General features: G+C 45.8%; 18 protein-coding genes. 11 read left to right on the top strand and 7 right to left on the bottom strand.

The genetic code is table 11. The features are described 5' to 3' along the window. Positions 1 to 3: 3 nt before the first annotated feature. Positions 4 to 552 (bottom strand): phosphatase PAP2 family protein, encoded by a 549-nt coding sequence (locus R7Q48_RS17200; protein ID WP_256903143.1) that lies wholly within the window; start codon positions 550 to 552, stop codon positions 4 to 6. A 152-nt stretch (positions 553 to 704) separates the two neighbouring features. After that, positions 705 to 1502: an SH3 domain-containing protein gene (locus tag R7Q48_RS17195; protein WP_158157193.1), complete on the bottom strand. Its 798-nt coding sequence runs from the start codon at positions 1500 to 1502 to the stop codon at positions 705 to 707. A gap of 519 nt (positions 1503 to 2021) precedes the next feature. On the opposite strand from R7Q48_RS17195, the gene leuA reads away from it, so the two are divergent. The 5 genes from leuA (at position 2022) to R7Q48_RS17170 (ending at position 7986) form a co-directional block, all read left to right on the top strand. Next, positions 2022 to 3569, top strand: coding sequence for a 2-isopropylmalate synthase (leuA, locus tag R7Q48_RS17190; RefSeq protein ID WP_005379685.1), 1548 nt, complete (start codon positions 2022 to 2024; stop codon positions 3567 to 3569). 82 nt (positions 3570 to 3651) lie between these two features. Continuing rightward, complete coding sequence (gene leuB / locus R7Q48_RS17185) at positions 3652 to 4743, top strand: 3-isopropylmalate dehydrogenase (RefSeq protein ID WP_005379683.1); 1092 nt, start codon at positions 3652 to 3654, stop codon at positions 4741 to 4743. Between the two features lie 110 nt (positions 4744 to 4853). Then, entirely contained in the window at positions 4854 to 6254 is a 1401-nt protein-coding gene (leuC, locus tag R7Q48_RS17180; protein WP_005383069.1) for a 3-isopropylmalate dehydratase large subunit, read from the top strand. A gap of 11 nt (positions 6255 to 6265) precedes the next feature. Next, positions 6266 to 6868, top strand: coding sequence for a 3-isopropylmalate dehydratase small subunit (leuD, locus tag R7Q48_RS17175; RefSeq protein WP_005383071.1), 603 nt, complete (start codon positions 6266 to 6268; stop codon positions 6866 to 6868). A gap of 335 nt (positions 6869 to 7203) precedes the next feature. Further along, complete coding sequence (locus tag R7Q48_RS17170) at positions 7204 to 7986, top strand: DUF547 domain-containing protein (RefSeq protein ID WP_042522426.1); 783 nt, start codon at positions 7204 to 7206, stop codon at positions 7984 to 7986. 138 nt (positions 7987 to 8124) lie between these two features. Here the strand turns inward: R7Q48_RS17170 and djlA are convergent, their stop codons facing one another. Further along, positions 8125 to 8979 (bottom strand): co-chaperone DjlA, encoded by an 855-nt coding sequence (gene djlA, locus R7Q48_RS17165; RefSeq protein WP_005383076.1) that lies wholly within the window; start codon positions 8977 to 8979, stop codon positions 8125 to 8127. A 266-nt stretch (positions 8980 to 9245) separates the two neighbouring features. Here djlA and lptD point away from each other — a divergent pair, with 266 nt between their 5' ends. From lptD to apaH, 6 genes are all read left to right on the top strand, one after another. Further along, entirely contained in the window at positions 9246 to 11591 is a 2346-nt protein-coding gene (lptD, locus tag R7Q48_RS17160; protein WP_005379673.1) for an LPS assembly protein LptD, read from the top strand. 59 nt (positions 11592 to 11650) lie between these two features. Next, positions 11651 to 12934, top strand: coding sequence for a peptidylprolyl isomerase SurA (surA, locus tag R7Q48_RS17155; RefSeq protein WP_005379672.1), 1284 nt, complete (start codon positions 11651 to 11653; stop codon positions 12932 to 12934). Further along, positions 12924 to 13922, top strand: a complete 999-nt coding sequence (gene pdxA / locus R7Q48_RS17150) for a 4-hydroxythreonine-4-phosphate dehydrogenase PdxA (protein WP_005383085.1) — start codon at positions 12924 to 12926, stop codon at positions 13920 to 13922. Before surA ends, pdxA begins: the two co-directional genes overlap by 11 nt. After that, positions 13919 to 14728 carry a 16S rRNA (adenine(1518)-N(6)/adenine(1519)-N(6))-dimethyltransferase RsmA gene (gene rsmA, locus R7Q48_RS17145; protein WP_005379669.1) on the top strand — a complete coding sequence of 270 codons (810 nt, stop codon included), beginning with the start codon at positions 13919 to 13921 and terminating at the stop codon, positions 14726 to 14728. The genes pdxA and rsmA overlap by 4 nt, the downstream gene beginning before the upstream one ends. A gap of 75 nt (positions 14729 to 14803) precedes the next feature. Then, entirely contained in the window at positions 14804 to 15184 is a 381-nt protein-coding gene (gene apaG / locus R7Q48_RS17140; RefSeq protein WP_256903145.1) for a Co2+/Mg2+ efflux protein ApaG, read from the top strand. A 15-nt stretch (positions 15185 to 15199) separates the two neighbouring features. Continuing rightward, a complete protein-coding gene (gene apaH, locus R7Q48_RS17135) occupies positions 15200 to 16006 on the top strand; it encodes a bis(5'-nucleosyl)-tetraphosphatase (symmetrical) ApaH (RefSeq protein ID WP_047101938.1) in 807 nt (268 codons plus the stop codon). A 269-nt stretch (positions 16007 to 16275) separates the two neighbouring features. Here the strand turns inward: apaH and folA are convergent, their stop codons facing one another. The 4 genes from folA to cgtA form a co-directional block, all read right to left on the bottom strand. After that, on the bottom strand, positions 16276 to 16755 hold the full coding sequence (gene folA, locus R7Q48_RS17130; RefSeq protein ID WP_005379666.1) for a type 3 dihydrofolate reductase: 480 nt from the start codon (positions 16753 to 16755) through the stop codon (positions 16276 to 16278). Positions 16756 to 16764: 9 nt separating this feature from the next. Then, positions 16765 to 17238, bottom strand: a complete 474-nt coding sequence (locus R7Q48_RS17125) for a threonine/serine exporter family protein (protein ID WP_005379665.1) — start codon at positions 17236 to 17238, stop codon at positions 16765 to 16767. Next, complete coding sequence (locus R7Q48_RS17120) at positions 17238 to 18038, bottom strand: threonine/serine exporter family protein (RefSeq protein WP_256903146.1); 801 nt, start codon at positions 18036 to 18038, stop codon at positions 17238 to 17240. Before R7Q48_RS17120 ends, R7Q48_RS17125 begins: the two co-directional genes overlap by 1 nt. A gap of 196 nt (positions 18039 to 18234) precedes the next feature. Next, the gene (gene cgtA, locus R7Q48_RS17115; protein WP_005383091.1) at positions 18235 to 19410 is read right to left on the bottom strand and encodes an Obg family GTPase CgtA; all 1176 of its coding nucleotides are present in this window, start codon (positions 19408 to 19410) and stop codon (positions 18235 to 18237) included. Positions 19411 to 19521 lie beyond the last annotated feature (111 nt).

Genomic DNA, 19521 nt, shown 5'->3' with positions numbered 1-19521 from the left:
CAATTAGCCTCCTAACATCGCAATCGCTAATCCACCACAGAGACTGCCAAGCAGTGCACCAATGATGACATCGGTAAAAAAGTGCACACCCAATAAGATTCGCGCGGTTCCGATTAAACTTGCCCAAAAGAATGCAGCAACGCCTAGGCTCGGATAGTAATGGTCAATCAGCGTCGCCATGACAAACGCAGCGGCAGTGTGTCCTGAAGGAAGACTATAGCGATCAGAGGGGGTAATAAAAGCAGGAAGGAGTGCACTAAGCTCTTCAGGGCGACGACGCTTAAAACTATTTTTCAGCGTCCAATAAATTGGTAGCTCGATAGCAAAAGCAAGTAAACCCGCCAGTAAAAACCAGACTCCTTGCTCCTTATCTAAATACCAAGCTAATAACCCCAACACCAAGTAAAGATGCCCGTCACCACTGTGGGAAACTCCTTTACTGATATTGGCGACTTGTTGATTAAAACGGTGCTTAAGACAAACACTAGAGAGCGCTAAATCAAACTTAGCAATGGTTGCAATTGGCTGTGTAATTGTCTCTATGGTTCGCATGTGACCTTTCCTTACTTTGACAACGCCTTTGTGTGAAAAGTAGGAGGTTTAGGTGACAACAGCATGACGGGAGTTTGGACAATTAATGACAAAGGCCAAATTAAGGTGTGCCCAACAATTTATCTATTGGGCATAACCATAAAAATAGAACATTAAGAACGGTTTGATGGTTGCGGTTGAGGGGTGTCTATATACCAGACTTTTCTCTTCTTGCGGCAGGCGCGCAAAGAGCCTGTCGTAATGTCGCCATCTTTTGTAAGCTCATAGCTCAGTGAGCGGCAAGTATAGTTTCCCGACAGTTCATGCTCTATACTCGTTTTCTCCGTTTTACTCGAGTTAGGCTCTAGTAGAGGGTTAGGCTGAGTAGATAAAATGTCACGATTTATCACATTGCTGCGCGCATAATCCTTATGGACATAACCTTTTATCACTCCTTTCTGTTCAACGAGAAACCAAGGTTGATCAACCACTTTTGCTAGCACATTAAAGACTTCCCCTTTCGATAATACGCCAAGCTTTGCCCCTTCAAGACTCGGTTTGGAGCGTAGGTTTAATGTGGTCTTAGAGCGGTAAGAAACATCCATAAACTCTACTGGGTTTGAGGTATCGACACCTTCAGTGGTTGGTCGGAAAACTTCCGCTTGCTGTTTCTCACTAGGTTGAACACGGATCTTCCACCAAGAATACGTTTCCGGATCTTTACCTTTAAACTTATTTCGGCTGTCAGACTCAAGGGCAACAAGCATCTGATTCAAGAAAGATTCGCGTCCCTCATAACTCAAAAATCGATCCATTTGATCATTGATAACCATGACGCTCTGTGAGTGATCATTCATAACAACGGGGGAAGCCACTTCCACATAGGTCTGCGATTGAAACAGCTGACAACCCGACAAGCTGACCAGAGTAAATACTATGGCTGAACGTCCAAATTGTTTTGTTAACCTCATTCTTTCCCTAACCCTTATATTTCTTTTACCTAGTGCAACTGCACTACTATAAATGGTCATTCAAAACTTTTGCCAAACAATTCGGACCTTTGTGTGACAAGTCGCAATCCCGATGCTTGTTTTGGTAATGAAACGTCGCAAACTTGATGAGAACTTACTTCTTCTAGCACGTTTCTATCGCATCATGTCGTTTCACTTAGTGCATCATTTTTTTCAAGCAAACGAAAAGACTCATCCGATATGAATAAAAAATCGACTTTAGGGTTGACGCGCTTCATGGAGTGCGGTACTAATTTGTTAACTTAATTATGTGGAAAGCTTAACAACTATGTCAGCTCATTTTTCTATCCTGCTTAGCCTCCTCCTGATCGTGACCAGTTCGCGCGGGTAGGCTGTGGAAGAAAAATAACCACACCAATTTCTAAGAACCCGCATGAGAATGCGGGTTTTTTTATATCTAAATACTGGAAGTAAACGATTCACTTGCGCGAAAGTGCAGAAATCAGGAAGGAAGCAAACATGAACGATCAGGTCATTATATTCGACACCACATTGCGTGATGGCGAGCAAGCGTTGTCAGCAAGCTTGACGGTTAAAGAAAAACTGCAGATTGCCTATGCGCTGGAAAGACTCGGCGTTGATGTTATCGAAGCCGGCTTCCCAATCTCTTCACCAGGTGATTTCGAGTCTGTACAAACCATCGCAAAAAACATAAAAAACAGTCGAGTTTGTGCCCTTTCGCGTGCCGTTGCGAAAGACATTGATGCTGCCGCTGAAGCCTTAAAAGTGGCCGACCAATTCCGTATCCACACGTTTTTAGCCACTTCCACCATTCACGTAGAAGACAAACTACGCCGCAGCTACGACGATGTACTAGAAATGGCAGTCAACGCCGTTAAACATGCGCGTAACTACACTGATGATGTCGAGTTTTCTTGTGAAGATGCAGGTCGTACTCCTATAGACAACCTATGTCGCATGGTAGAAGCCGCCATCAATGCAGGTGCGAGTACAATCAACATTCCAGATACCGTTGGCTACACCGTACCAAGTGAGTTTGGTGGGATTATTGAAACCCTATTTAACCGCGTTCCGAACATTGATAAAGCGATCATCTCCGTTCACTGTCACGACGATTTGGGGATGTCAGTTGCCAACTCTATTGCCGCAGTTCAAGCTGGCGCACGTCAGATAGAAGGCACGATCAATGGCATTGGAGAGCGAGCGGGTAACTGTTCACTTGAAGAGATCGCAATGATCATCAAGACGCGTCAAGAGTTTTTGGGCGTTCACACTGGCATTAAGCATGATGAAATTCACCGCACCAGTAAGTTGGTTAGCCAGCTATGCAATATGCCTATTCAAAGCAACAAAGCAATTGTGGGTGCAAATGCGTTTAGCCACTCTTCAGGCATCCACCAAGATGGCATGTTGAAGAATAAGAATACCTACGAAATCATGACCCCTGAGTCTATTGGCCTAAAAAACCAAGCTCTGAACCTAACCAGCCGCAGCGGTCGCGCTGCCGTGAAGAGCCATATGGACACCATGGGTTACAACGAAGATGAGTACAACCTAGACGCGCTGTATGCGGATTTCTTGAAACTTGCTGACCGCAAAGGCCAAGTGTTCGATTACGACCTAGAAGCCCTAATGCACTTCTCGAACTTACGTGAAGAAGATGACTTCTACAAATTGAGCTACCTAAGCGTGCAGTCTGGCAGCGTAATGGCTACCACCAGCATCAAAATGCAATGCGGTGATGAAGAAATGTGTGAAGCAGCGGTCGGTAATGGCCCAGTTGATGCGCTATACCAATGTATCTACCGCGTGACAGGCTACGACATCGTTCTGGATAAATTCGACCTAACCGCGAAAGGTGAAGGTGAAGATGGTTTGGGTCAAGCAGACATCATTGCCAACTACAAAGGTCGCAAATACCACGGTACGGGCGTTTCTACCGATATCGTTGAGGCTTCCGGCCAAGCATTATTGCACGTTATTAACAGCATTCATCGTGCAGATAAAATCGAAGAAATGAAGCAGAAAAAGATTGCGACTGTGTAATAACAACCGGGCTACACGGCTCAGGAAAGAACACGCTCGTTGAAATAATTAAGCTCAAAATTAGAAAACTTAAAGGATTAACATGACAGACAAATCGTACAAAATTGCCGTCCTACCCGGTGACGGCATTGGCCCGGAAGTAATGGCGCAGGCACATAAAGTATTGGATGCAATCGAAAAGAAACATGGTATTGCGTTTGAGCGTGACGAGCATGATGTCGGTGGTATCGCGATCGACAATCACGGTTGCCCACTTCCAGAGAGCACAATAAAAGCATGTGAAGAGTCTGATGCAGTCCTATTCGGCTCGGTTGGCGGCCCTAAGTGGGAGCACTTACCACCAAATGACCAACCTGAACGCGGTGCCCTACTGCCACTACGCAAACACTTCCAACTGTTCTGTAACTTACGTCCAGCGCAAATTCACTCAGGTCTTGAAGCTTTCTCACCGCTACGTGCAGACATCTCGGGTCGCGGCTTTGACATCGTGGTAGTCCGTGAACTGACGGGTGGTATCTACTTCGGCCAACCGAAAGGTCGTGAAGGTGAAGGCGCAACAGAAAAAGCATTTGATACTGAGGTGTACCACCGCTTTGAGATCGAACGTATTGCAAAAATCGCTTTTGAATCTGCTCGTCTACGTCGCAAGAAAGTGTGCTCTATCGACAAAGCGAACGTTCTACAAAGCTCTATCTTATGGCGTGAAGTAGTCGAAGAAATCGCAAAAGACTACCCAGATGTCGAGTTGTCACACATGTACATTGATAACGCGACTATGCAGCTTATCAAAGACCCTGCTCAGTTCGACGTAATGCTGTGTTCAAACATCTTCGGCGACATCATTTCTGATGAATGTGCGATGATCACAGGCTCTATGGGTATGTTGCCATCAGCAAGTCTAAACGAAAGCAAATTCGGTCTGTACGAGCCAGCAGGTGGCAGTGCACCAGATATCGCAGGTAAGAACATCGCTAACCCTGTGGCACAAATCCTGTCTGCGGCACTGATGCTACGTTATAGCCTAGGTGAGGAAACGGCGGCACAAGACATTGAAGCGGCAGTTTCAAAAGCACTATCAGCGGGTGAGCTTACGGGTGACCTTGCTGGTGACAACCCAGCACTTTCGACGTCTGAGATGGGCGATAAGATCGCTGAGTACATCTTAAACTCTTAATACAGAACAGATTCATAATAAATACTAAATCCTCTATCCACCAATGACTTACCTTTAAGTCATTGGTGCTAAAACAAAGCAACAAGGATAACGAGGAAAGGAAGCAAACAATGGGCAAAACATTATACGAAAAAGTCTACGACGCACACGTTGCCGTCGCAGCAGAAGGGGAAAACCCAATCTTGTACATCGACCGTCACTTGGTACATGAAGTGACGTCTCCGCAAGCATTTGACGGCTTGCGTGAAAAAGGTCGTAAAGTGCGTCAGGTCAGCAAAACTTTTGCCACCATGGACCACAACGTTTCAACAACCACCAAAGACATCAACGCATCCGGTGAGATGGCACGTATCCAGATGGAAACGCTATCGAAAAACTGTGAAGAGTTTGGTGTTACGCTTTACGACATTAACCACAAATACCAAGGTATTGTGCACGTTATGGGCCCAGAGCTTGGTATTACCCTACCGGGAATGACCATTGTTTGTGGTGACTCGCACACGGCTACACACGGTGCGTTCGGTTCTCTCGCTTTTGGTATTGGTACATCTGAAGTTGAGCACGTATTAGCAACTCAAACGCTAAAACAAGCGCGCGCTAAAACGATGAAGATCGAAGTAAAAGGCAAAGTGGCTCCGGGTATCACGGCTAAAGATATCGTGCTAGCCATCATCGGTGAAACCACAGCTGCTGGCGGTACAGGTTACGTAGTTGAATTCTGCGGTGAAGCGATCACAGACCTTTCAATGGAAGGCCGCATGACCGTATGTAACATGGCGATTGAGCTAGGAGCGAAAGCCGGTTTGATTGCACCAGATGAAACCACGTTCGAATACATCAAAGGCCGTAAATTCTCACCTCAAGGTGCGGATTTTGATGCAGCAGTAGAGTACTGGAAGACATTAAAAACGGACGATGATGCTCAGTTTGATGCAGTCGTGACACTAAACGCAGCGGATATCAGACCACAAGTCACTTGGGGAACTAACCCAGGCCAAGTGATCGCGGTAGATCAACCGATCCCAGCACCAGAAAGCTTTGCCGACCCAGTAGAAAAAGCATCGGCAGAAAAAGCATTGGCTTACATGGGCCTAGAGGCAGGCAAGTCATTGTCTGATTACAACGTCGATAAAGTCTTCGTTGGTTCTTGTACTAACTCACGTATCGAAGACATGCGCGCAGCCGCTGAAGTAGCGAAAGGTCGCAAAGTCGCGCCTCACGTTCAAGCGCTGATCGTTCCTGGCTCTGAGCAAGTAAAAGCGCAAGCAGAAGCGGAAGGCTTGGACGTTATCTTTAAAGAAGCGGGCTTTGAGTGGCGCCTACCAGGTTGCTCGATGTGTCTAGCAATGAACAATGACCGTTTGGGTCCACATGAACGTTGTGCGTCTACTTCAAACCGTAACTTTGAAGGCCGCCAAGGTCGTGATGGCCGTACCCACCTAGTGAGCCCTGCGATGGCAGCGGCAGCAGCAATTGCTGGTCACTTTGTAGATATTCGTGAACTAGACTAAGGAGCAAACCAATGTCAGGCTTTAAACAACACACAGGCTTAGTTGTTCCTCTAGATGCAGCGAACGTTGATACTGATGCCATCATTCCAAAGCAGTTCCTACAAAAGGTCTCCCGCCTAGGGTTTGGTAAGCACCTATTCCATGACTGGCGCTTCCTAGACGATGCTGGCGAACAGCCAAATCCAGAGTTCGTGATGAACGCACCTCGCTACCAAGGCGCGTCTATCTTGCTGGCTCGTGAAAACTTCGGCTGTGGCTCATCTCGTGAGCACGCACCGTGGGCACTAGCGGATTACGGCATCAAAGCGATGATCGCACCAAGCTTTGCCGATATTTTTTACGGCAACTCGATCAACAACCAAATGGTGCCAGTTCGTTTGACTGAACAAGAAGTGGATGAAATCTTCCAGTTTGTTGAGGCAAATGAAGGTGCAGAAGTCGAGGTCGACCTAGAAGCGAATGTCGTTCGTGCCAACGGCAAAGAATATGGTTTTGAAATCGATTCGTTCCGTCGTCATTGCTTGCTAAACGGTTTGGACAACATTGGTCTAACCCTTCAGCACGAAGATAAGATTGCCGAGTACGAAGCAAATATTCCAAGCTTCTTACGTTAAGACGCGTTAGTAAATACACAAATCAAGGGCTGGCAATTGTCGGCCCTTTTAATGTTTTGGGTAACCGTTCTCATATCGCTTTGCTTACAGAATACCGAACGCCTCTGTTGAAATTCGTCATCCTGAACAGCGGCGAAGGAGTGTAATTCAGGATCTACTGCCAGAGCGCACTGTGCAGATTCATACTGTCTTTACTCAAGAGTTTGTGGGTATTAGATTCCTGATATCGCTTATGCTCCTCAGAATGACGGCGAATAAAGGCCACTGATTACTGAAAGAAAACAAGCACTAAACTGGTCTACACTATCAACAATATCTCATTCAAAGGTATCTCTATGAAGCGTCTGTTATTGCTGTTGTGTGCTCTGGTTTCTTTCTCGACATTTTCCGCTCCAAAATCCGACTTATGGCCATATTGGAAACAATCGAATCAAGCCAACCAAACCCAAATTTCTCATCAAGAATGGCAACAACTACTCGATACTTATTTAGTTGAACAAGGCGAGAATACCTTGTTTCGTTACAGCCAAGTCTCCTCTGTCGATAAAACCAAGCTGAAACAATACATCCAGCGTTTGGCAAAACTAGACCCTCTACAATACAGCCAAGCAGAGCAGTATGCCTATTGGGTAAACCTTTACAACGCCATCACGGTAGATCTTATTTTGGATAACTATCCAGTCGAATCAATCACCAAGCTAGGTGGCTTATTTAGCTTTGGTCCTTGGGGAGACGATGTGGTCGTAGTCAACGGGAAGGATCTAACTTTAAACGATATTGAACATCGCATTTTACGTCCAATTTGGAATGACCCGAGAACACATTACGCGGTTAACTGTGCCAGCTTGGGATGCCCTAATCTGCAGTCTCAAGCATTCACTGCTGACAACACGCAAGTTCTACTGGATAGTGCCGCCAAAACATTTATTAACAGCAGCAAAGGCGTATCTATCCAAGGTAACACGGCACAGCTGTCTTCTATTTATGATTGGTTTGCAACGGACTTTGGTGGAGAAAAACAAGTCTTCAACCACATCGCAAAGTACGCACCGCAATACAAAAATTTCTCTGGTAAAGTGAAATACGAATACGATTGGGACTTGAATCAAGCCAACTAAACTGGAGAGATTTGAGGTCAATTAGCGTTAGGATCATGATAGGCCAAAAGCTAAAGACACCGGCAACTCAAAAACTAAGACATAAAAAAGGGCACTGAGTGCCCTTTTTAAATCCAATACTTGATAGAAAACGTCCGACTACTTGAAGCCTTTGACTTTCTTAATCAGATCGTAAGCGTTTTGAATCTCTTGAGATTTCTCTTTCGCGACGTTCATCATCTCTGGTGGTAAACCTTTAGCCATCAATTTGTCCGGGTGATGCTCGTTCATCAGTTTACGATAAGCACGCTTAACGGTTTTACTGTCGGCATCTGAAGACACATCCAGAATTTTGTACGCGTCGGCCAACTGATCCGCTTGTGAAGCTTGTTGCCAGCTACCACCAGAAGATTGGCCTTGATGCTGACCATGAAAACCACCCTGGCTTTGGAAACGGAATGCGGCTTCTTGCATTTGCAAGCGACGCTCTAGCTGCTCAGAAGAGAAACCCAAACCACGTGCTATTTTGTGTAACACATTTCGTTCACTAGGATGAATCGAGCCATCTGCAAAGGCCGCCGAGATTTGCAGCTCTAAGAAAAATTGCAACAAGTCAAAGCGACCAGCTGTCGAAATTTTCACACGAACAAGAACATCTTCTAACGGAAAGTCGCTGTCTTTACCTTCACGAAACGCGTCTTGCGCTGCGCGACGCTGTTCGCCATGCAAATTCATGCGGTCCATCATGGCAGAAGCCAGTTGGATTTCCTCTTTGGTGACTTGGCCTTTCGCTTTTGCCACATGTCCCATTACCGCAAACGCCGCTTTAAAAAACTCTTCTTGGCGCTGAGCTTGACTTGGCCCTTTTCCAAAGCCGCCAGTAGAGAACCCGGCTTGACTCAAGCGACGTGCTTTATCGAATTGATGGCCAATAAATAAGCCAAAGAGTAAACCTAGCGGACCGCCAAGTAACAAGCCAAAAAAGGCACCCAGAATTTTGCCAAAAATATGCATTATGTGTTCTCTATCAATGAATTTTTATCGACGACGGCGGTCTTATAGTGCCGGATGCAACGATTTCCTTTATGATAATGGAATTAGTTTTATTTCGGCTAGGCCATTTCGCCTGCTTATCTTTGCAGCTATTTTGTCGTCATTATGCCACAGTGAATCAATACGCTGGGATAAATGCGACTATAGTTGATTCATTTGGCTATTACGCTAGGGTACAACAAGCCCTATAGCCATCGAGTAGTAGTGACACAGGAAAGTTCAATTCAATGCAACATTTCTCCCGCACATTTTTAGCGGCCTCTATCAGCACCGCCTTGTTTGTACCCACCACTCAAGCTGAAGCGAATATCCATGATAGTGTGCAGGAAATGCCCGCCACAGATCAATGTTTGGTCGATACAAGTGGCGAGGAGGACGCTCTTAATACCCCAGTAGTGGTAGAAGCTGACACCCTGCAAGCCATCAATGGTGACAAAGCTCAGTACTCAGGTAATGTACAAGTCACCCAAGGCCAGAAGAAAATTACCGCAGATAGCGTAACGCTGCACCAACAAGACAACGTCGTGGTTGCCGAAGGCAACGTGACTTTCAATGACGGCCAAGTCAAAGCTCGATCTGATCGTGTTACTAACGACATTAATCAAGATACGTTTTCACTTGAGAACACCGATTATCAGTTCCTTTGCCAACAAGGCCGAGGCACTGCAGCCTATATCGCTCGCACAGGTCAGTCGGTTTATGAACTCGAAGACGGCTCTATCACATCGTGCCCTCAAGGCGATAATTCATGGCGATTGGTTGCGTCAGGCATCGATGTTGACCAAGATGAAGAGACAGCGACGCTGCACCACCCTCGATTTGAAGTGTTAGATGTGCCTGTTTTCTATGTGCCGTATCTAACCATGCCAATTGGAGATACGCGTAAAACGGGTTTCCTCTTCCCTTCTTTATCGTACGGTTCTAGTGATGGTATGGAAGTCGAGGTGCCATTCTATTGGAACATCGCGCCTCAATATGACATGACACTCACCACGCTCTATATGCAGCAACGTGGTACAAAACTCGATACTGATTTCCGCTACCTAACAGATGGTTGGGGAAATGGAGAAATCAAAGGCGAATACCTCAATAGTGATCGCAAATATCAGGACGAGTCTCGTTGGGGCTACCAAGTTAAACACGACGGTATCATCAATAAACAGTGGATAGTCAAAGTCGATTACTCAAAAGTGAGTGATATTGATTACTTCCTCGATCTCGACTCCGACATTGGTAACCGTGAAGATGGTCAACTGGTTCAAGAAGGACAAGTACAATATCGTTCTGACTTCTGGGATGCCTCGTTAACCGTTCGTGACTTCCAAATCTTATTGAAAGAAGAGAACCGCCCTTATCGCCTGCTTCCTCAGTTAGACTTGAACTACTACACGCCGTTGTGGGGAGACTACCTTAACTTTGACGTGAAGAGCCAAGTCAGCCGCTTCGATACGAGCGATGCTGCGCGACCAAATGCGACCCGTGTTCACATTGAACCAGGGCTTACATTACCACTCTCAAACTCATGGGCAACGTGGACAACAGAAGCTCGCGTGCTCTCTACGTATTACTCTCAAGACTTAACGGGTTTGACAGATGTAAACTTGCAAAACCAGTTGGATGATGAAGTTTCTCGTGTTATTCCTGAGTTCCGTACGCATGCACAACTTTACTTAGAGCGAGATACAAGCTGGATCAAGGGCTACACACAAACACTGGAGCCTCAGCTGCAGTACTTGTACGTACCTGAAGAAGATCAAACCAACATCTACAACTACGATACCACCTTGCTACAAACCGACTACTACGGGCTATTCCGCAGTCGTAAGTACAGTGGCATTGATAAAATCGCCTCGGCGAACCAGTTAAGCTACGGTGCGAGTACTCGCTTCTTTGATGATGACTATAAAGAGCGTCTTAACGTTTCATTTGGTCAGATTTACTACTTCGATAAAAAGACCAAACTGAGCAACAGCCCAAATCTTCCGGATGAGACCACCAATTACTCATCATGGGCGATTGAAGCTGATTTCAACTACAACGATTACTTGTTCTATCACGGTGGAATTCAATACGATATTGATTTGAGCTCCATGCAGTTGGCAAACAGTACCTTGGAATACCAATTCAACGGCGGCTTTATTCAGGGTAACTATCGCTACGTTACGCGTGAATACATCGAAGATACGATCATTCTCGAAAACCTAGACACAATTACTCGTAAAGGTATTTCTCAAGCAGGTATTGTAGCGGCCTACGAGTTCAACCCGAACTGGTCTGCGAGTGGTCAATACTACTACGACCTCAATGAAAATGCGGACCTAGAATGGTTAGCGAGCCTACGTTACCAATCTGACTGTTGGTACATTGGCGTCACTTACTCAAACCAATTGCTTGGTTGGGAAGACCAAGCTATCGGCAGCACCGGGGCATCACCTGAATACGAAAATAACTTCAGCGTTAACTTCGGTATTCAAGGCTTTGCGACCAACCAGCGTGAAGACACTGCTGTCAAAGAACTGGATGGTTCTGACAACGCGATTAAGTACGGCCGCCCATTCTATCTGAACAATTAATCAAAATAGGCGTCTTAAATGAATAAGACGCCTATTCAAAAATACTGACGGAATTTTAAATGAAAATTTGGAAATCAATCTTATTCACGACCCTACTCTCTTGCGGAGCGGTTGCAGCACCAGTAGAGATCGATAAGGTTGCGGTCATCGTGAATGACGGTGTAGTTCTACAAAGCGACATCGAAACAGCGATGAAAACGCTGCAAGCCAACGCTCGTCAAAGTGGAAAGAGCTTACCTTCTACCAGCGTGTTAAAAGAACAAGTCGTTGAAAAACTTATCATTGATACGTTGCAAGGCCAAGAAGCAGACCGTATTGGTGTGCGTATTGACGACAACCGTTTAAACCAAGCGATTGCAGAGATCGCACGTAATAATGAGCAATCGGTAGAACAACTCGCTGCTTCTGTAGAAAGTGAAGGTTTAAGTTACCCAGAATTCCGCGAACAAATTCGTAAGGAAATCGCCGCATCAGAAGCTCGCAATGCACTGGTTCGTCGCCGTATTAATATCCTTCCAGCAGAGGTCGATAGCCTTGCTGAGCAACTATCACAAGAAACCAATGCGACTGTTCAATACAAAATTGGACACATTCAACTGCGCTTCTCTGACGATAAAGAAAAGTCAGCTGTAGAAGCAGAAGCTAAAGCGCTCGCGAAAAAGCTAAACGAAGGTGCAGACTTTACGGAGATGGCCTACACCTACTCAAAAGGTCCTAAAGCTTTACAAGGTGGTGACTGGGGCTGGATGCGTAAAGAAGAGATGCCAACCATCTTTGCTGATCAGATCAAGATGCAAAACAAAGGCAGCATTATTGGTCCTTTCCGTAGTGGCGTTGGTTTCCACATCCTAAAAATAGAGGATGTAAAAGGCCTAGAAACGGTTGCGGTAACGGAAGTAAATGCGCGTCATATTTTGATTAAACCAACCGTGATTCTGAGCGACGAAGGGGCGAAGAAGCAACTGAATGAATTTGTACGCCGCATCAAAGCCGGTGAAGCAACGTTCGCTCAATTGGCAACACAATACAGTCAAGATCCTGGCTCGGCAGCACAAGACGGTGAACTAGGTTATCAAACACCAGATCTTTACGTGCCAGAATTTAAGCACCAAGTAGAAACTCTGCCAGTTGGCTCAATCAGCGAACCGTTCAAAACCGTTCACGGCTGGCATATCGTTGAAGTGTTGGATCGTCGCCAAGTTGACCGCACTGACTCAGCGATGAAGAACAAAGCTTACCGTATTCTATTTAATCGTAAATTTAATGAAGAAGCGGGCGCATGGATGCAAGAGCTACGCGCAAGTGCGTTTGTTGAAATCGTGGATGACAACAATGACAACTAATACAATTCGTAGAATTGTCGTAACCGCAGGGGAACCTGCGGGTATCGGCCCAGACTTAGTGCTTGCCCTATCGAAAGAAGATTGGGCGCACCAAATTGTCGTCTGTGCCGATAAGAATATGCTGACGGAGCGAGCCAAGCAGCTTGGCATCGAAGTCCAACTGTCTGATTACAATCCAGAAGAAGCACCTAAAGCACAAAAAGCGGGCACGCTTATCGTTGACCATATCCAAATATCAGAACCTGCGGTCGCAGGCGAGCTCAATGAAGCGAATGGCCACTATGTACTAAAAACGCTAGAAAGAGCGGCTTTAGGCTGTATGAATGATGAATTTGATGCTATTGTCACCGGCCCTGTTCATAAGGGGGTGATTAATCGCGCAGGTGTTGCATTCAGTGGTCATACTGAATTTTTCGCCGAGAAGTCACAAACGCCGCTAGTCGTAATGATGCTAGCAACGGAAGGACTACGCGTGGCGCTGGTTACAACACATATTCCTTTAGCTTATGTGTCCAAAGCTGTCACCGAAGAGCGATTAGAAAAAATCATCGATATTCTTCATAAAGACCTTGTAGAAAAGTTTGCTATCGCACAACCAAACATCTACGTTTGCGGGCTTAACCCTCATGCTGGCGAAGATGGCTGCTTAGGTCGTGAAGAGATCGAAACCATCACTCCGACACTGGAAAAAATTCGACAAGAAAAAGGTATCAACCTGATCGGCCCTCTGCCGGCTGATACCATTTTCAATGAAAAATATTTAAATGATGCTGATGCTGTTTTAGGCATGTACCATGATCAAGTGTTGCCAGTATTAAAATACAAAGGCTTTGGTCGTTCAGTAAACATTACTCTTGGTCTACCTTTTATTAGAACATCGGTGGACCACGGTACTGCATTAGATCTGGCAGGGACAGGTCAAGCGGATACAGGGAGTTTCCGAACAGCGCTCACGCATGCGATAGATTTGGTAGAGAAGAAACAATGAGAAATGATGTCCATTTAGGACACAAAGCGCGTAAACGTTTTGGTCAAAACTTCCTGAACGATCCATACATTATTGATGGAATCGTATCAGCGATTAACCCAAAACCAGGTCAAAACCTGGTTGAAATCGGTCCTGGTCTTGGTGCAATCACTGAGCCAGTAGGTCGTGAAGTAGATAAGTTCACAGTTATCGAATTAGACCGCGATCTGGCGGAACGCCTACGTACTCACCCTGAACTGGCAGATAAGTTGACCATCCATGAGGGTGACGCTATGCGTTTTGACTTCACTCAACTAGTGAAGCCAAACAACAAGCTGCGCATTTTTGGTAACTTGCCATACAACATCTCTACACCATTGATGTTCCACCTTTTTGAGTTCCATAAAGACATTCAAGACATGCACTTTATGCTGCAAAAAGAAGTGGTAAACCGCTTAGCCGCCGGCCCTGGCAGCAAAGCTTACGGCCGTTTGACGGTAATGGCTCAGTACTACTGTAAAGTGGTACCAGTACTGGAAGTACCGCCAACGGCATTCGTTCCACCACCGAAAGTGGATTCTGCCGTTGTTCGTTTAGTGCCTTACGAAGAGCTGCCATGCCCGGCGAAAGATCTGCGTTTGCTCGATCGCGTTTGTCGTGAAGGCTTTAACCAACGTCGTAAAACAGTTCGTAACTGCTACAAATCGTTGTTAAGCACAGAAGTACTAGAAGAGCTAGGTGTTAATCCAAGCATGCGTCCAGAGAACCTGACGCTAGAACAATTCGTCGCAATGGCGAACTGGCTTGCGGATAACCCGCAGCACTAAGAACTCAAACAATGAGCCAAACCCTTGTAGGTTTGGCTTATTATTATTGGGATATTACGTTTCTGAGGAGTGCACATGGACGTCATTCAACCTTGCATCAAAATTCAAGTTCACACCAAATACATCGAAGAACAGTCCAACCCAGAGCTACGACGCTACGTTTTCGCTTATATCATCACCATCAAAAACCTTAGCCAACAAACCGTACAGTTAGTGAGCCGCCGCTGGCTAATCACAGACTCGAATGGCAAGCAAATGACGGTTGAAGGTGACGGAGTGGTAGGCCAGCAGCCCTTTATTCCAAGCAATGATGAATACACGTACAGTAGCGGAACCGCGTTAGAAACCCCTGTCGGCGTTATGCAAGGACACTACAAAATGCTGGATGAGAAAGGGCAAGAGTTCATCACCGAAATTGAACCATTTCGCTTGGCTGTTCCAAATGTTTTAAATTAGTAAATTGGAGATTCAGTGGCTACCTATATTGTTGGTGACATCCAAGGCTGTTTTGATGAATTGCAGCGACTACTAGAAAAAGTATCTTTCTCTGCGAAAAAAGACCAACTTTGGCTTGCTGGTGATTTGGTCGCCAGAGGGCCTAAATCACTAGAAACGTTACGCTTTGTGAAGTCACTTGGCGCAAGCGCAATCGTGGTGCTTGGTAATCACGACCTCCATCTTCTCGCTGTGGCTCACGGGATAAAAAAGGTCAAAGACAAAGATAAAACCGCACCTATTTTCACGGCCCCCGACAAAGAGGAATTACTGACATGGCTAGCTCAGCAACCTCTATTGGCCGAGCATGACGAGTTCGTGATGTGTCACGCTGGCATATCACCGCAGTGGAATCTAAAAACAGCGAGAAAGTGTGCCCGTGAAGTTGAGCGCATCATCCAAAGTGAAGAGCTGCCTTGGCTATTAAAAAACATGTACAGCAATCAACCGGATTCCTGGGATGACTCTCTACAGGGTTTGGACCGATACCGCTATATTATCAATGCTTTTACGCGGATGCGCTTTTGTTTCCCTGATGGTCGTTTGGATATGGATTGTAAATTGCCACCGCAACAAGTTTCCGGTAACGAACTTATTCCATGGTTTGATGTGCCTAAACGTATTCACTTAAATAAAGCGGTGCTCTTTGGGCACTGGGCTGCACTACAAGGCTATATGAACAACGAAGTCATCGGGCTAGATACTGGCTGCGTTTGGGGCGGAAGCCTAACCATGATCCGTTGGGAAGATAAGAAAATTTTTACTCAGGATGCGTTAAGTTAAACACTGAATGACAGTCGATAATCCATAGTAGGAAGAATACTTGTCACTTAACACCTCCTGTAGGGTCATTCCAACGAGCCTTAACGAGACTAGGAATCTAATATCCTCGCGCTGCGAATAGATAGAAATACCTTTGACAACAAGGTACTCGTATAGAGGCTCCTGAATCTCGCTCTTTCGTCGCTTTTCAGGATGACGGTAGGTTGGGATGGCCACTCGCTGTTACACGAACGGCATTACCGTATTAACTACGCGGTGTTAATCTCGAATTACTTTTCTAACACAGTAAAGCGCATGTTGTAGGCGTTCTTCTCATCGGCTTGATACATTTCTGAGTAAGTTTCCTTAAACTCGTCTCCCCAATCTGGGAACTGAGTATCACCATCAATGGCCGCTTCAATGTGTGTTACATACAGTTTATTGGCCATAGGCAGACAAGTGGTGTAAATCGCACCACCACCAATGATCATCACTTCTTCCACATCACCTGCGACTTCCAGAGCCTGCTCAATCGATGTTACGGTAGTGACGCCTTCGATCTTTAGTGTCTCATCACGGCTAATAACAATATTCAAGCGACCTGGTAAAGGGCGACCAATAGACTCATAGGTTTTGCGTCCCATCACAACCGGTTTTCCCATGGTACAACGCTTAAACCAAGCGAAATCGGCGGGAAGATGCCAAGGCATTTGATTGTCTTTGCCAATGATGCGATTGTCGGCCATAGCGGCAATCATACTAATGATCATGTTAGGTCCTTATACAATTGGTCTGCGGCGATAGAATAACAGCCCTGGAACCGCAAGACCAACAGCTAAACCTGCAATAATAAACATGGCCTTAAGAAAGTTTTCCATACAGGTTGCGACAAGCTCGGGTGAGTAGCCAACATGATTGATTTCTACCATAGCGATCATTGCTTTGTACGCAAACACACCCGGCACCATCGGGATCAAAGCAGCCACAGTAAACACTTTTGGATGCGCGAGAAAACGGTGAGACCAGTACACACCAATCATCCCAACTAACGTCGCAGCAAAAAAGGTTGCCCACTCAATAGGAATGCCAAACTGCATCATCAAGTAGCGGCTACCATGACCAATCGCGCCACCAACAGCGCAATACACTAAAGCTCTTTGTGGTACGTTAAAAACCAATGCAAATCCTACAGCGGGAATCGCCGCAAAAAACATGTCATTCAAAAGGCCAAACATCAAATCAAATAAACTCATTAGATAGCCCACCCCCAAATTCCAGTTAAACTCATCGCAGCAACGATCCCCAAACATGTCGCCAACGTTAGTAAACTAGCCATCACAAATCGAGCAATCCCCATATTAATGTGGCCTTTCAACATATCTGCGACAGAGTTAATGAGTGGGAAACCAGGTACAAGCATTAATACTGACGATGCCATTGCTACGGTAGGTAGATTACCGATTTGGTAAATTTCCGCCTGTGCTGAAATTAAGGTGGTCACAAAAGCGGTCGCAGCAAAGTTCAATAGAGGGTTGAAATGACGATGACCAATTTCTTGGCGAACGATCATGCCACCAGCTGAAGCTAAAAAGGTCATAATGAATACTCCCCAATCACCACCAGCTAGATGACTGAATGCCGCACAAGACAAGCCAATCATAAACACCACCAACCAGCGGTTATAACGCTCTGGACTGATAGCGTTCAGCTTTTTCTGCGCCATGGTTGAATCGAGCAAACCACGTTCCATCATGATACAGATTCGTTGAATTTGCGTAATAACGCGCATATTGATGCCACGATCAGCGCAGCTTCGGGTGGTGGTGATGCAATGCCCATCCATTACCGTCGTCACAACCAATGCATTAGCTGATAGTGCTACCGCAACTTCATTCACCCCACAAGCAAGGCCAATACGACGCATAATATCGCTCACAAGAGTACTTTCAGCACCATGAGCAAGTAGCATTTGTCCGGCTTGGGCGACAAGACGAGAAATCGATCGTTGAGTAGATACCGCCAACTCTCTAGGCGGTATGGTTTCTAGAGTCATAAATAAGTCTAATTCCTTTTAGGGTGTTACTCATTCATACGCGCGAGGGCCAAACTAACCCTCAAAAAAACACGACGTATCAGTTATTGTGCCGTAAATCACATCACCTAAATATGATTTAGATACAAAAAAAGCCGCAATAAATAATTGCGGCTTAATGAATTATAGGCAAACAGGCATTGTTTGACCGTTCTGATTAGTCACGAACGTAGACAACGTGACCGTCATCTTCTTCATCGTCCCAGTCATCCCAATCGTCGTCGTCATCTTCAGTGATAACGTCTTTACCCGCCATCGCATCTTTATGGTAATCATCCCACATGAAGTTAACTTTATCTTCTTCAGCCACTTCTTCCTCTTCGCGAGGTAGGTTATCCATAAAGTCAGCCAGTTTGTAACAAAGCTCTTTAGTACCGTTACGATTGATCGCCGAGATCTTAAAGTACTCGTCTTCCCAACCTAGTGCGTCTAAGATTTCTTGGATCTTCTCATTCGCTTCTTCTTCAGGCATTAGATCAACTTTGTTGAACACTAACCAGCGCGGCTTACTTGCCAGTTTTTCGCTGTATTGTTCTAGTTCATCAATGATCGTCAATGCATTTTGCACCGGATCGGACTGATCAATTGGCATAATATCGATCATGTGCAGCAACACTCGACAACGCTCTAAGTGCTTCAAGAATCGAATACCAAGGCCAGCGCCATCTGCTGCACCCTCGATCAAACCAGGAATGTCTGCAACAACAAAACTTTTCTCTGGTACGACACTTACGACACCCAAGCTTGGGATCAACGTCGTGAATGGGTAATCAGCGACTTTCGGTTTTGCTGCTGATACTGCGCGGATAAAGGTTGATTTACCAGCATTAGGTAGACCAAGCATACCCACATCAGCAAGAAGCAATAGCTCAAGGCGAATTTCGCGTACTTCACCCTTTGTACCCAATGTTCTCTGACGAGGCGCGCGGTTTACTGAAGATTTGAAACGCGTGTTACCTAGACCGTGCCAACCGCCTTTTGCGATCATCACTTTCTTACCGTGTTCAGCAACTTCCGCCACGATTTCATTTGTGTGGATATCCACAGCGCGCGTACCCACAGGTACACGAAGAACGATGTCTTTACCACGCTTACCTGTACAGTTACCACCGCGACCGTTTTCACCACGCTCAGCTTCGTAGAAGCGCTGGAAACGGTAATCAATCAGGGTATTTAGGTTTTCATCGGCTTGGATATAAACATCACCACCGTCACCGCCATCACCGCCATCAGGGCCACCTTTAGTGATGAATTTTTCACGCCAGAAACTGACAACGCCACTACCGCCATCACCAGCCTGAACTTTTACTACCGCTTCATCTACGAACTTCATCTTTTACTCCGACTACTTCGTGCGTGGATTAAATCTTACTATGTCATCCGACAATTTTAGCAGATGACAGATCTAAGCTCCCAGATTCAAATCGCTTAGGATCTTAGCGAG

It is taken from the genome of Vibrio sp. 378, from assembly GCF_033339435.1.
Note: the sequence above shows the minus strand (reverse complement) of the source record. Positions and strands in the feature narration are given on the sequence as shown.